Annotated in this window: 1 protein-coding gene and 1 CRISPR repeat array; the gene reads left to right on the forward strand. The window is 69.2% G+C overall.

The window, feature by feature from the left end:
• Nucleotides 1–943 precede the first annotated feature (943 nt).
• Nucleotides 944–1144 (forward strand): hypothetical protein, encoded by a 201-nt coding sequence (locus tag ND747_RS16085; protein WP_251734428.1) that lies wholly within the window; start codon nucleotides 944–946, stop codon nucleotides 1142–1144.
• Between the two features lie 439 nt (nucleotides 1145–1583).
• A CRISPR array of direct repeats spans nucleotides 1584–2159; the repeat unit is 28 nt; unit sequence GGAAGACCCCCGCGTGCGCGGGGACGAG.
• Nucleotides 2160–2302 lie beyond the last annotated feature (143 nt).

Genomic DNA, 2302 nt, shown 5'->3' on the forward strand with positions numbered 1-2302 from the left:
AAACCCGCTTCCAGGAGTACGATAAAGCCGCCTAACCGTTCAAAGCCCTACCTGTGAACGAAACCGGGGCAGCTTCACCGCGCCGATCCTGGTCGGGGCGATCCTCGCCGGCACGGCCGGCACCGCGCTTGCCGGCCCAGGGGCGGGCGCATCCGCGCCAAGGGGGGGCGCATCCGCCCCAAGCGGGGGCGCATCCGCCCCAAGGGGGAGCGCATCCGCCCCGGCCGCCCCGGCGTCAGACGCGGCCGGCCAGGACGGCAGTGGCGGATGGGGCACCATCCTGGACTGGTTGCACGTTATGCACCCCTCGCCCTGGTGGTAGGGGTCGTGACGCGCGGACTACGCCCAAGCGCCCAAGCCGCCTGGGTCGACGCGCCGGCCGCCGCAGTGCCGGCGGTCCCCGCGAGAACGGCCACTGTGGCAAAGCGGTACCAGAAGCGCGGCTTTCGCGTCTGTCCTCACGCTCATGCTCTCCCTGATTTCTTGTTGAGGTCGCCGGTTAGCCGCGGTTCGGGGCATGGCTCCGGCATAGACGGCGGGCGCTGGTGGTCGCGTGGGGCCCCCGACGAACCGGCACGGGCCGCCAGGCGGCAGCGCAACTGCGACGACGGCCAAGTCAGTCCGCTGCGGTAGTCGCAACCCTGCCCATACCGCTTTTGATGTGTATGGCTCCCTTTCGGTGTAGGCATGCTTCCTCCGGCCAGGGATCGAGGGGGTCGGAGTTCGGCTCTCCTACGGCGCACGCTGGTTGAGGCAGATCGCGGCCCCGCATCGTCCACACGACGCGGGGCCGCGATGTTTCCTGGCAACCGGGTCTGGACCTGGTCGGATCAGACCGCGTCGCAAGACCGGCACACGGCCCGGAACCCGTCGCGACCCGGCCCATCACTGGACACGGGGTGCGATCGTACGTGGCGGAGCAGGGTCTGCGACCATCGAAAAGATGCAAGAGGTACCTGAGCAGAGCGCGGTCCACACGGACGGCGAGAGCAGGCCGGATGCGCTCGATCTACTGATCGAGATCGGGACCGACCTGTTCTCCGCGGTCTCGCAGCCCAAGCCCGAGCATTACCCCGGCGCCTTCTGGCCTGATATCGGGAAGGTCCTCAAGCAGGATCCGGCGACAGTACGCAGCCGTCAATGATTATCCTGAGCTTCAGCCGCTCTACTGCGGGGCGTTCGACTCACGCCGTGACCGGCTGCTCGCAGGGGCGACCGGTGAGGTGCACATGGCTCTGGCTGCCTCATCCGGCTACACGACACCGCTGTTCCTGGCGGGGCTCGCGCGGCGTCTGCTGTCCGCGGCCCGGCACCTTCAGATCGTTCACGGCGACCTCAGCCTGACCGGCTATGTGGCAGCCATCCGCCAGATATGGACCTGGACCTGCGCGTTGGCACAGGGCCATGAGGTACACCTACCGGTCGTGGTAGGTCTCGTCAACATCGAAGTCATCGGCCGCCACCCACTCGATGACACGACGATCCTGTGCGGGAGGGAACCCGAGCTCCACGCACTGGCCACGTTCGTCGCCTCGGGGCTCCGCACGCCGAGTGCCTTCCTGCTGCTGCGCCAACCCTTCCGGCTACTGGAACGAGGTGCGCGGGACGATACTTTCGATGATCCGGAGGTCAAGGCCGAGGGAGGAAGACCCCCGCGTGCGCGGGGACGAGCCGCGGGCGATCCCAGGCGGGACGGACGGTGCGGGAAGACCCCCGCGTGCGCGGGGACGAGATCCTGATCCCCACGGCACGGTGCCGGCCCAACGGAAGACCCCCGCGTGCGCGGGGACGAGCCGCCTACCTCCCTGTCCATGGGATCGAGGTCAGGAAGACCCCCGCGTGCGCGGGGACGAGAACGGGCCGAGGCCGCTGCTACGGACGCCGACGGGAAGACCCCCGCGTGCGCGGGGACGAGGGCACCGTGTTCACCGGAGCCGCCGACCTGCCCGGAAGACCCCCGCGTGCGCGGGGACGAGCTGATCCGGGCGGTCCGCGACGCCGTCGCGAGGGGAAGACCCCCGCGTGCGCGGGGACGAGTCATTGCAGTGTCCGTCCTAGTCCTCGGTAGTGGGAAGACCCCCGCGTGCGCGGGGACGAGCGCCAACCGGTCGGCGAGCCAACGCCAACCCGCGGAAGACCCCCGCGTGCGCGGGGACGAGGCTCCGGCAGAGTGGAGTCCACGCACGTGGTGTACGGATCGTGATCGTCTAGCGACTCGCCGGAGCGGCGGTCCGTGACGTAGAGCGACCACCGCGTGATCCTTTTCGAGGACCGCCAAGAACTCGATGAGGAGATACGCGAT

Source organism: Frankia sp. R82 (genome assembly GCF_023716925.1).
In the GTDB taxonomy this organism is placed as follows: Bacteria; Actinomycetota; Actinomycetes; order Frankiales; family Frankiaceae; genus Frankia.